The following is an 11,064-nucleotide window of genomic DNA, read 5'->3' on the forward strand; positions in this document are numbered from 1 at the left end:
GATCCGGCCTTGGCACCCGTCACCGAGGCCGCCTAAGATCCACTCACGGCACCTACCTCGTCGAGCTTTTTACACCGCTCCGAGGACGCGACCCGGACGGCGCCCGGGACCGGACGGTTCACTTCATCGACTGGAAGACCCCGGGCAACAACGACTTCACCGTGGTCAACCAGTTCCGTGTGGACATCCCCGGCACCGGCGGCAGCAAGTCGATCGTCCCGGACCTCGTCCTGTTCGTGAACGGCATCCCTCTTGTCGTCGTCGAGTGCAAGACGCCCACCCAGAGCAACCTCGGCGTGGCCGTGGACCAGATCCGCCGCTACCACACCGGCAACCCGAAACTCTTCCACTCCGTACAGCTGACGGTCGCGACCAGCGGCGAAGACGCCAAGCTCGGCACCATCACCGCCGCCCACGAACACTACGTCCCCTGGCGCGACCCGTACCCCCTGACCATGACCGAGCTGGCCACCCGGCGGAAGAAGACCGAGCAGCAGCTCAGCAAGCAGGAGATTCTCGCCGCAGGCATCCTCGACCCGGTCAACCTGCTCAACATCGTCCACAACTTCGTCACCTTCATGACCATCGACACCGGCACGACGGTCAAGGTCGCCCCCCGTTACCAGCAGTTCCGGGCAGTCGAGCGGACTGTCCACAGGCTGTTGACGGGCAAGCCGGGGCAACGCGGCGGGATCATCTGGCACACCCAGGGCTCGGGCAAGAGCCTCACCATGACCTTCCTGGTCCGCCGGCTGCGTTCGATCGACGAGCTCGCGCACTACAAGGTCGTGGCCGTCACCGACCGCACCCAACTCCAGGACCAGCTCCAGGAGACCATGCAGCTCAGCGGCGAGAAGGTCGATGTCGCCAAGAGCAGCGCCCGCGCCAAGACGTACCTGGCCCGCAGCGGCCCCGGCGTCGTCTTCGTGATGATCCAGAAGAACCAGGACGGTTCTCCCAAAGACCGTATGGACCTGGGCCAGGTCAACGCCGACGACTCGATCGTGGTGCTGATCGACGAGGTGCACCGCTCGCACACCGCCTCCCTCGGCGCGAACCTCCGCGAGGCGCTGCCCAACGCCGCCCGGATCGGCTTCACCGGCACGCCGATCATGACGAAGAAGGGCCGGCGCAAGACCAGTGTGGAGCTCTTCGGCTCGTTCATCGACACCTACCGCCTCCGTGAAGCCGAGGAGGACGGTGTGATCGTGCCGATCCTGTACGAGGGCTTCAAGGTCAAGGGCGCGCTCCGCGACGGCCAGGACATGGACGAGCTCTTCGAGGAGGAGTTCGAGGACCTGACCGACGAGGAACGGCAGCAGCTCCAGCAGCGCTGGGCCACCAAGGGGACGGTCTCGACGGCGCAGAAGCTCGTGGACGTGAAGGCCAAGCACATGCTCCGCCACTACGTGGACAAGGTGCTGCCCGAGGGCTTCAAGGCCCAGGTGGTCGCACACGACCGGGAGACCACGCTGCGCTACCGGGACGCGCTGCTCGACGCCCGCGACGAACTGGTCAAGGACGTCATGAAGCTGCCACCCAAGCTGCTGGACCGCGCCCCTGACGAGTTGAGGCCGCGCCAGGCCCAGCTCGTACGCGCCTACAAGCAGCTCGACCTGCTCAAGCGGATCGATTTCGTGCCGGTCGTCTCCAAGGGAGACGCAGAGGACGAGAGCCGGTTCGACGAGTGGACCGACGAGGCCAAGCAGAAGGCGAGGATCGACGGCTTCACCCGGCCGTTCGGGGAAAACGACATCGCCTTCGTGATCGTCAAGTCGATGCTGCTGACCGGCTTCGACGCGCCGATCGAGCAGGTGATGTACCTGGACCGCAAGATGGAGATGCACGACCTGCTCCAGGCGGTGGCCCGGGTCAACCGGACTGCGGACGGCAAACCGTACGGCTATGTGGTCGACTATCGCGGCGTAGCCCAGAACCTGGTGGACGCGCTGCGTGTGTACGCCGACGAGAGCTTCGACTCCGGAGAAGGCGGAGACGTGGCCGAGGCGCTGCGCGAGATGCGGGTCGAGGTCGCCAAGCTGGAGCCGCAGGTGCAGCGGCTCCGGATGATGTTCCGCGATCACACCGACGTGGACGGCTGCGTTCTTGAGCTGGCCGATCCGCAGCGGCGCGACAAGTTCAGCGCCGAGCTGGCCATCTTCGCTCGTACGGTCAACACGGTCCTGCCCGATCCGGCGGCGAAACCGTACCTCCCGGACCTCAAGCGGTTCATGGTCATCAAGCTGACCGCGAACCGGCGCTACCGCGTGGACGGCGGCGAGTTCGATCCCGGCGCGTACGGCAAGAAGATCAAGCTACTGATCGACGATCATGTCACCTCGCTCGGCATCGAGCAGCAGCTGCCGCCCATCGCGCTGACCGCGGCCAACTTCGCGGCGAAGGTCGAGGAGATGACCGGGGGTTCACGGGCCAAGGCCTCGGAGATGGAGAACGCCATCAGGCACCACATCGAGGTGCACCGCGGCCAGGACCCGGCCCGCTACCAGCTCCTCAGCGAGCGCCTGGAGCAGATCATCACCGAGCTCAAGGACGAATGGGACCAGCAGTTGCTCGCGTTCAAGGATCTGATGGCCGACATCGTGGAGGATCGGCGGGACAACCCGCACAACCTCAGTCCCGTCGAGAACGCCCTGTTCGGCCTGCTGCTGACCGAGCTCGCCACCTCCGCCGAGGACGTCGACGACCTGCGGTACGTCGAGGCCAGCCGGGAGATCTACCAGAAGGCCGCGCGGACCATCCACCTCCGCGACTTCTGGAAGAAGAAGCAGGATGTGGAGGACTTCCGCAAGGAGATTCTCGAAATTCTGGTCACCCACGATCTGGGGGAGTTCCATCGGCTGGATCAGGTCGCAGATAAGGCGCGCGACGTGGTTCAGCAAAACCGGGCGGATATCCCGAGGGCATGAGGCTGGCATGCTGGTGGCCGTGAGTGATTTCCCTGGTGTCCTGCGGGTCGGTGACCTTGAGGTCGCCGTCTCGGTCAGTGAGCGCCGCAAGAGCGTGCGGCTCACCGTGGAGCGGGACGCCTCCATCACCGCGGTCGTCCCCGTGCAGACTTCCCGTACCGAGTTGACCAAGGTGGTCGAGGCCAAACGCTCGTGGCTCTACGGCAAGGTCGCCGAGAAGCGGGATCTCGGCGAGACACCGCCGGACAAGCAGTTCGTCTCGGGTGAAGGGTTCCTGTATCTCGGCCGGTCGTACCGGCTGCGCATCGTCGATTCCGGTGACGTACGCCTGATTCGAGGTCGATTGGAGCTGGCTCGGGGTGGAGGCGCGAAGGAACTGGTCGCCTGGTACTGCCGCGTCGGCAGGCCGTGGCTCACCAGGAGGGTTCAGCCGTGGGTGACGCGGATCGGAGTCGAGCTGGGCGGGCTGCGCGTGCGCCCGCTCGGCTACCGCTGGGGATCGTGCTCCCGTGACGGCCAAGTCAACATTCACTGGGCGACGATGCAGCTTCCTCCGACTCTGATCGACTACGTACTCGTGCACGAGTTGGCGCATCTTCACCGGCCTGATCACAGCGCCGAGTTCTGGAGGGTCGTGGAGCGGGCGCTTCCCGGTCATGAGGACTATCGCGAGCGGCTCCGCCGTACGGGAAATGATCTTTGGTTGCCGGAAGAAGGACGGTAGATGCACGACGACGTCACGGTGAACGCGGCGGACATCGCCCGGCTTGCCGACGTCGGCCGGGCGGCCGTCAGCAACTGGCGCAAGCGGTTCGACGATTTTCCCCATCCTGTTGGCGGAACTGCTACAAGTCCGGCCTTCTCGCTCAGTGAGGTCGAGGCTTGGCTTCGTCGTCACAACCGCTACGTGGAAGTAGCGCCTGTCGAACGGCTCTGGCAGAGGCTCCGCGCGGCCACCGATGATCTACGGCTCGGCGAGGCCGTGGGATTCGCGGGAAGCGTGCTCCTCCATCTCCAGCAAGAGCCCGGACTCGATGAGAAGGACCTGTTCAAACGTTTGTGGGAGACAGCTCCGGACGGCTTGGACATCGATGCGGGACTCATCGCGGCGATCGTCGAGGTAGGTCGGTCCGAAGGCCCGGTCGACGCGTTCGACAGCATCTGTGACCGTTACGTGGACCTGCACTCCCGCCGGCTGCTCACCACCCCCCGAGACGTAGCCAAGCTCATGGCGCGCATCGGCGAAACCTCCGACCGCGTTGTGCTCGATCCGTCATGCGGGCTAGGAACGCTGCTCCTCGAATCCTCCGCAGCGCGCACGCTCGGCCAGGATTCGAGCGTGAGCGCGGCTCGTCTGGCCGCCATCCGCTTGCAGCTCCGGGGCTACGATGCGCGCATCGAGACAGGTGACTCTCTGCGCTCGGACGCCTTCGCAGGGGAGCAGGCGGACGTGGTGATCTGCAATCCACCGTTCAACGAGCGCAGCTGGGGCTACGTGGAGCTCGCTAACGATCCCCGTTGGGAGTACGGCCTACCGCCCCGGGGCGAGTCGGAGCTCGCCTGGGCGCAGCACTGCCTGGCGCACGTGCGACCCGGCGGCACCGTGGTCATCATGATGCCTGGTGTCGCCGCGAGCCGCCGACCAGGTCGCAGAGTCCGGGGTAATCTGCTCCGGGCCGGCACACTCCGGGCGATCATCACACTCCCGACAGGCGCTGCCCCCGCTTCCAGCGGAGCCCCTGACCTCTGGGTTCTACGTAGACCTGAAGCCGGCATCGAACCGCCGTCCGAGGTTCTGATGGTGGACGCCAGAGAGGACCTCGCGCTCGCCGCAACGGCATGGCAGGCCTTCCGCGCATCCGAGGACCTTCCCCAAGGCAGCAAAGCCGTAAGGATCATCGACCTCCTTGACGAAGAAATCGACCTGACGACCGGCCAGTGGATCTCACCCCTCGGGCAACCGGACCCGTCGAGTTTCTCCGCCCTGCGAGAGAAGGCGGCGGCCTTGGCCAAGTCATTGGCCGCCACTCTGCCTCGGCTTTCGGCCACTCAGAGACGCGAACGGGCGATGTCCAGTGTCGGAGAGCTCGCCCGTGCCGGGGTCGTGACCATCCTGCAAGGCCCGCTCAAACTCCCGGGCGAGGGCGAGCTTCCCGTCCTCACCGCGAAGGACCTCCTTCTGGGGCGGGCGCCCACGGGCCGCAGCTCCGACGCGCCAGGACTGGTGCGGGTGGAACGAAACGACGTCGTCTCTCCGGTCGTTACGGACAGCGGCTGGTTTCCGCGAGTAATGACGGAATCAGGGGCAGTCCTCGGCCCGCAACTCCTGCTCATCCGTGCCGACCCCAACCGACTGGACCCTCACTTCCTGGCCGGTTGCCTGCGCGCCAGTGGCTCACGCGTCCGGCCCGGCACCTCGGTACGGCTCGATCCACGTCGCGCGCAGTTGCCCAGGCTGACCATCGACGAGCAACGCCGGTACGGAGACGCCTTCCGCCAACTACTGGCCTACGAGGACACCACCCGCGCGCTCCGCGAGATCAGCGATAATCTTGTGGCGGCCGGCATCGACGGCCTCTTCGACGGAAGCCTGCATCCCGAGTGATCCCCCTTCATGGAGGCATGGGTGACCCTCGTCCTCGATCGCTATCGCCTCGACCCGATCCACCTGGGCAAGGGCGGTATGGGCGTGGTCTGGGGCGCCCAAGACGAGAAGCTCGGACGGCGGGTAGCGATCAAGTTCATCCGGTTTCCGGACGGAGTGCGTGATCCAGAGCTTGAGGCCAGGTTCACCCACGAGGCGAAGATCATGTCCAGGCTCACCCACCCTGGCGCGCCTGTGCTGCACGACTTCGGCAGCTATCAGGATCCGATCCTGGGGAGCCGCCTGTTGATGGTGATGGAATTCGTGGAAGGCACCGGGGTCGACGACGTCATCGCCGAGCACGGCCCTCTTCCCCTTGGGTGGGTCGCGTCCATCGGTGCGCAAGTGGCAGCGGTACTGGCTGCAGCACACGAGCTCGGCATCCTGCACCGAGACCTGAAGCCACCCAACCTCATGCTCCGTCGAGACGGCTCCATCAAGGTGGTGGACTTCGGCCTTGCCCTGATGGACAATCCCGAGCTGACCAAGCTGACCAGGACCGGCCAGCAACTCGGCACCGCCGCCTACATGTCTCCCGAACAGGTCAGCGCTGACAAGCCCACAGAGCGGAGCGATATCTATTCGCTCGGCGCCGTACTGCACGAACTCCTCACCGGACAGCATCTGTTCACCGGGCCGTCCGAGTACAGCGTGATGGACCAGCACGTCAACACGTCACCCCCCGCCGTCGGGCAGCTTCGGCCGGACGTGCCAAGGGAACTGGACGAGTTGATCCTGGCGATGCTCGCGAAGCAGCCGGAAGACCGTCCTGCGACAGCGGCGGAGGTGCACGAGCGGCTCATGACGTATCTGGCGGGGACTGGTCCGCTCGGTGACATGACCGTTCCCGGGTCCAGCCCCGTCCGGATGTACGCGCACGCGATCAGCCGTACTCTCACTGACGGGGTCCGGCCAGTAGGTTCCCCCACGAGGAACGCCCGAGCGGATGACGACTTCACCCGTAGTGACATCGGCCGCGCTCGCCGGCAGGCGATGTCTCTTGTCAGGGAGTCGCGTTATGGAGATGCGGCGGGCGTGCTGGCCAAGATTGCCGACCCGGCAAGCCGCAGTCTAGGTAGCGCTGACCCGGATGTGATCGGCCTGCGCGGGCAGCTCGCGGATGTCCTGTTCGCGGGACAGGATTACCTTCGAGCGGCCCAGGAGTTTCGGCAGATCGCGGACGATCTGCTCCTGTTGCCCGAACCTGACCATGAGCAGATATCTCAATGCAGGTTGCAGGAAGCGACCTGTCACGTCCACGCGGGCGACCCCGGCCTCGCACTCCACATCATGCGGGAGTTGCTGGCGGATGAGATGAGCCGCTTCCCTGAGGATGATGCGCGGGTCCTGGAACTACGTCGCCAGATAGGCGAGTTGGAAGTCAGCGTCGGCACTCTCGATAAGGCCCGAGTGACACTCACGGACCTGCGAGACGACCTCACCCGGCTCTACGGCTCGGACCACGGCGCTACCATTCGCGTGTCCGAGCTGCTCGCAAGTCTGTCCTGAGACCCGTCCTCAAGCGAAGGATCACCGGCTTCTCCTCAGAAGACAGTGACACGACGAACCTGCTGCCGTTCGGTGCCCTCTCAAGAAAAGAGGCGGGATGGAGACCTCAGAGCTTCGGCTGGCGGTGGGGGCGGCCAGGGGGGCGACAAGCCGCGTACGGCCCGCCATCCGGTAGGCCAACTCTCCCGATCGGGCCAAGGCATTGACGCGCCCGGCCGTTACTCCGTGCAGGCTCGCCGCCTCATCACTGGTCAGCCAGTCCTCCGGCATACCATCAACTATGACGCTGACGTATTAGATGATGGGATGCCACTCCCACGGGCGACAGCCGTGATGTGGCTCCCCGACTGATTTACGGCGGCGACCCGTAGCCTGAGGAATCCGACGTAGCGGGAGCGCCGATGACCGTTGAGATCGTTTACGAGACGCACTCGATAAGCGAGCACAACGAGGCCGGCATCGCCAGCGGCTGGTTGCCCGGTGAGCTGTCGGAGCGAGGTCTGGCCCTTGCCGTGGAGCTGGGTGAGCGGCGCCGCGACGACGGGTTGGACGCGGTGTTCAGCTCCGACCTGCGCCGTGCCGTGCAGACGGCGCTTGTCGCCCTGGGGGACTTGGGCATCCCTTTCATCCAGGACCGGCGGTTGCGCGAGTGCCACTACGGGGAGTTTGACGGCATGCCGGTGAGCCTGTTGGAGGCCCGGCGGGTGCGGCACATCGACTAGCCCAGCGGATGGGCTGTGCCCACGCAGAACAGCTGAGGGTGTGGAGATTAGGCTGATCGTTTTTCGGATGGCACGTTGCGTAGTTGCGCTAGGTCGAGTTCAATGCGGCGTCCGTGAACGGTCACGACGATGCTGGCGCTTTCGGCTCCCGTGGCCGTGAGGTAGTCGAACAGGGTGGACAGCAACATGTCGTTGCGGTTCTCCAACCGGGACACCACAGCCTGCCCCACGCCGAGTTTCTTGGCTACCTCGACCTGGGTCAGTTGTCCGGCCTTGCGAATCATCGCCAGGTTCATGGCGTAGGCGCGATCCATCTCCTCGGCCGCCTCGTGCGCCTGGGCCACTTCAGCGGCGAGTTCGGGGTCCGCGAGCAGCCGGTCCAGGTGTTCATTGCCGCGGACGAAGGTGTTGTCTGGCTCGGTCATGGCTTCTCCTCAAACGCAGTCTCCCGTTTCCACTGATCGATCAGCCCGTCCGCGCGTGCGGCCACGCTGTCGTAGAACAGGTCGCCTAGTTTGGCTTTGTCTCCCGAGAACAGGGCCACGACGACCTTTCCGGTGTTCGGTGGAAACCAGCAGATCAGTCGGACCGCTACCTCTGGGTGGTAGGCATGCGAGACTCGCCAGAGTTGATGGCGGCGCGACTGGCGCACCCACCGGAGGGTGGCCGTTTCCGCCCCCGGAGAGGGCGGCTCGCTCAGGTTCCGAAGCTGATCCAACGCGCGGGCCGTGAACACCAGCAGCAGCCGTGATCGTTGGTCGCCAGCCCTGGCTTCCGCTTCGAGCCGGTCGAGCCACGCACCGAATTCGGCTGGCCAGTCAATGTCCACACAGTTACTATGCCACCGAAGTCATATGCTTTTCAAGTCATACCCAGCTGAGTCAGCAGAGGGACGCAGCCAGCGACGGAGAAGAGGCTTGGCCATGATGCGGGCGTCAAAGGTTCGGCGGGCAATGGCGGCGGCCGGGGAGGTGGCTGCGGCGGTCGGGTTGGCGACCCACGACGCGGTCGTGCTGCAGGACTCGAACAAGGTCAGCCTTCGGCTGTTGCCCTGTGACGTGCTGGCCCGGGTGGCGCCGGTGGCGCATCAGGTGGCGTGGTTCGAGGTCGAGCTTGCCCGGCGGCTTGCCGAGGTCGGGGCTCCGGTGGCCACGCTGGTGGAGCCGGGTGTCCATGAGTGGGACGGGTTCGAGGTCACGTTGTGGACCTACTACGAAACGGTGGCGGAGGCCTCGCCGGTCGACTACGCCGAGGCGTTGGAGCGGTTGCACGCCGGGATGCGCCAGGTCGACGTGCCGACGCCGCACTTCCTGGACCGGGTCGCGGAGGCTCAGCACCTCGCCGCCAGCCGGGACCGTAGTCCGGACCTCGCCGACGAGGATCGGGAGCTGCTCGGCGACGCGTTACGGGACCTGAGCGCATCGGTCAGCGAGCGGGGCGGTGCCGAGCAAGTGTTGCACGGTGAGCCGCATCCGGGCAACGTCCTGGCCACCACGAGCGGCCCGGTGTTCATCGATTTCGAGACGTGCTGCCGCGGGCCTGTCGAGTTCGACGTCGCCCACGCGCCCGAGGAGGTCGGCGAGCAGTATTCGAGTCTCGATCGGGAGTCGCTGCGGCTGTGCCGGATTCTCGTGCTGGCGATGGTCACGGCGTGGCGCTGGGATCGGGACGACCGGTTCCCGGACGGGCGCCGCCTGGGTCTGGAGGGTCTCGCCCAGATCCGGGCGGCGCTCGGTCGCACGTAGGTTCAAAGGCCGTAGCGGCTCTTGAGGTGGCGCCACCAGTCGCGGAACATCCAGGCGTCGAACTCGGTGATCGATGATGCGCTGCCCGCCTTCATGAGGAAGCAGCACACGCCGCTCGGCGTCCAGTCGTAGAAGTCGTCCAGGCCGAACGAGTGGCCGATCTCGTGGAGCAGGATGTGCATGTTGTCGGCGTCGAGGTTGGCCAGGTAGTACTCGCTGCCGAGCCGCTGCCCCCAGTCGCCGCCCGCGCCGCCGCCCATGCCGGCCGTGAGCCAGAGGGACATGTCGTAGTGGCGGGCCGCGCCGCCGGGGCAGTTGGGGTAGGTGCCGTTCTGGTTGAAGAAGCGGCCGCAGGCGGGGGCGCATTGGGGTGCGTTCTCGCGGATGTCGCCGACGTAGATGTCGACGGAGTCGTCCGTCCACTGGAGCTGGTTGCGGTCGCGGACGGCCCAGCCGACGACCTTGACGGGGACGTCAGTGTACGGCCAGCCTTCCTGGCCGATCATGAGGTCCGTCCACTTCTTGAACTGGCGGGCCAGGGTGGCGTGGATGCGGTCGCGCTGGGCGGCGGTGACGGTGGCGTTGGAGTCCCAGCGGACGCAGTAGTTGATGGAGCCGCCGTTGGCCATGACCTGGTCCCAGCCGTAGTTGCGGAACCCGTACAGGTTGGGGTACGTGCTCTCGACGTGCTGCCAGACCTCGTTGAGCGGGGTGACGAGGTGGGCCGGCGGGTTCCAGGGGGCGGGTGTGCCGCTCTCGCCGTACGCCTTGATCTCGAGGAGGCCGACGGAGGCGGCGCCGCTCTGCAGGACGACGCGGAGCCGGACGGTGCTGATCTCGGGGAAGGTGACGCGGTTGTAGGTGTCGGCGGCGGTGGGGTAGGTGCCGGGGATGTCGATGTACGTCCCGCCGCTCCAGCGCTGGAGCTTCCAGGAGGCGGGGAGGCGTACGCCGCCGCCGTCGTCGAAGAAGTAGACCTCGGCGGAGGTGAGGGTCTGGGCGGTGGGCCAGGTCAGTTCGGCCCAGTGGGTGCCGGTTTCGGGCCAGGTGCCCCAGCGGGGGTTGGCGGTGTCGTTGGAGCGGGGCGGGTCGACGCCGTCGTTGATGGCGTTGACGTTCTCCCAGGGTGAGGTGTACGAGGCGGAGGGGGTGGCGGCGACGGCCAGGTTGGTGGCGGCCGCGGCCGGGGTGGTGGGGAGGAGCAGGAGAGTGAGGAGGATGATGGCGAGGAGTCTCATGCGTCTCCTTCTGTTATCGCTAACATCGCTGCGCCGGGTGCCGGGGAAGGCCCGGCGCAGCGACCGGTTAGCGGTAGGTGATGTCGGAGGATGAGTACAGGCAGTTGGTCCCGTCGGCGCCTTCGCCGATCTTGCTCGGTTCGCTGCCCTTGGGGACGCCACGGTACTTCTCGCAGATGGTGGTGTTGCCGTAGACGGTGATGCGGCGGAAGCGGGCGGTGTCGCCCCAGTTGGTGTTGATCCCGGCCAGGACCTTGGTGGAGCGGGCGGTGATGCCGT

10 protein-coding genes are annotated in these 11,064 nt (G+C 66.1%); 6 read left to right on the forward strand and 4 right to left on the reverse strand.

The features are described from left to right. From AB0J42_RS37115 to AB0J42_RS37135, 5 genes are all read left to right on the forward strand, one after another. Positions 1-2,927, forward strand: a 2,927-nt coding sequence (locus AB0J42_RS37115) for an HsdR family type I site-specific deoxyribonuclease (RefSeq protein WP_364303173.1), incomplete at its 5' end; no start/stop codon positions are given. A 7-nt stretch (positions 2,928-2,934) separates the two neighbouring features. After that, positions 2,935-3,651: a SprT family zinc-dependent metalloprotease gene (locus AB0J42_RS37120; protein ID WP_364303176.1), complete on the forward strand. Its 717-nt coding sequence runs from the start codon at positions 2,935-2,937 to the stop codon at positions 3,649-3,651. Next, positions 3,652-5,532, forward strand: coding sequence for an N-6 DNA methylase (locus tag AB0J42_RS37125; RefSeq protein WP_364303178.1), 1,881 nt, complete (start codon positions 3,652-3,654; stop codon positions 5,530-5,532). 21 nt (positions 5,533-5,553) lie between these two features. Next, positions 5,554-7,080 carry a serine/threonine-protein kinase gene (locus AB0J42_RS37130; protein WP_364303180.1) on the forward strand — a complete coding sequence of 509 codons (1,527 nt, stop codon included), beginning with the start codon at positions 5,554-5,556 and terminating at the stop codon, positions 7,078-7,080. Between the two features lie 401 nt (positions 7,081-7,481). Beyond that, complete coding sequence (locus AB0J42_RS37135; RefSeq protein ID WP_364303182.1) at positions 7,482-7,802, forward strand: histidine phosphatase family protein; 321 nt, start codon at positions 7,482-7,484, stop codon at positions 7,800-7,802. 47 nt (positions 7,803-7,849) lie between these two features. Here the strand turns inward: AB0J42_RS37135 and AB0J42_RS37140 are convergent, their stop codons facing one another. Both AB0J42_RS37140 and AB0J42_RS37145 read right to left on the reverse strand, forming a co-directional pair. Then, a complete protein-coding gene (locus AB0J42_RS37140; RefSeq protein ID WP_364303184.1) occupies positions 7,850-8,227 on the reverse strand; it encodes a helix-turn-helix domain-containing protein in 378 nt (125 codons plus the stop codon). Further along, on the reverse strand, positions 8,224-8,631 hold the full coding sequence (locus AB0J42_RS37145) for a hypothetical protein (RefSeq protein ID WP_364303185.1): 408 nt from the start codon (positions 8,629-8,631) through the stop codon (positions 8,224-8,226). The genes AB0J42_RS37140 and AB0J42_RS37145 overlap by 4 nt, the downstream gene beginning before the upstream one ends. A 97-nt stretch (positions 8,632-8,728) precedes the next feature. Here AB0J42_RS37145 and AB0J42_RS37150 point away from each other — a divergent pair, with 97 nt between their 5' ends. After that, complete coding sequence (locus AB0J42_RS37150; RefSeq protein ID WP_364303191.1) at positions 8,729-9,547, forward strand: aminoglycoside phosphotransferase family protein; 819 nt, start codon at positions 8,729-8,731, stop codon at positions 9,545-9,547. A gap of 2 nt (positions 9,548-9,549) precedes the next feature. Here AB0J42_RS37150 and AB0J42_RS37155 read toward each other — a convergent pair whose 3' ends face one another. Together AB0J42_RS37155 and AB0J42_RS37160 are read right to left on the reverse strand one after the other, a co-directional pair. Beyond that, complete coding sequence (locus AB0J42_RS37155; RefSeq protein WP_364303187.1) at positions 9,550-10,785, reverse strand: hypothetical protein; 1,236 nt, start codon at positions 10,783-10,785, stop codon at positions 9,550-9,552. A 67-nt stretch (positions 10,786-10,852) separates the two neighbouring features. Beyond that, a partial coding sequence (locus AB0J42_RS37160) for a pectate lyase (protein WP_364303189.1) occupies positions 10,853-11,064 on the reverse strand: 212 nt, incomplete at its 5' end.

This window comes from Nonomuraea sp. NPDC049649 (assembly GCF_040675175.1).
Taxonomy (GTDB): Bacteria; Actinomycetota; Actinomycetes; order Streptosporangiales; family Streptosporangiaceae; genus Nonomuraea.